1 protein-coding gene is annotated in these 325 nt (G+C 46.2%); it reads right to left on the bottom strand.

Annotation, left to right across the window (positions count from 1 at the left end):
- Positions 1–325, bottom strand: a 325-nt coding sequence (locus OCV99_RS17995) for a bacterial Ig-like domain-containing protein (protein ID WP_158372391.1), incomplete at both ends; no start/stop codon positions are given.

Raw genomic sequence — 325 nt, 5'->3', positions numbered from 1 at the left:
CGCAACTACCTTCATTCCTGCAAGGTCAAGCTCGTCTCCTACCGTGTACTCCGTCTTCGTCGGTGCTGTTACCGTAATGGATTCCAGAGTAACAGGTTTCGCTTCTTCTTTCACCGTAACCTTAAAGGTCGCTGTCTTTCCTTCATATGTTACCGTTACTGTCTGCTCTCCGGTTTTAGCCTTATCATAGCCGCTTACTTCGTATCCTTCTGTGATTTCTTTTTCTTCACCATTGCTGTATTTTACAGTAACTTTCATTCCGTCAAGGTCAAGTTCTTCCCCTGCCGTGTACTCCGTCTTCGTCGGTGCTGTTACCGTAATGGAT

It is taken from the genome of Dorea acetigenes (assembly GCF_025567385.1).
In the GTDB taxonomy this organism is placed as follows: domain Bacteria; phylum Bacillota; class Clostridia; order Lachnospirales; family Lachnospiraceae; genus Claveliimonas; species Claveliimonas acetigenes.
The sequence above is the reverse complement of the archived record's forward strand: the minus strand, read 5'-3'. Positions and strand labels throughout refer to the sequence as shown.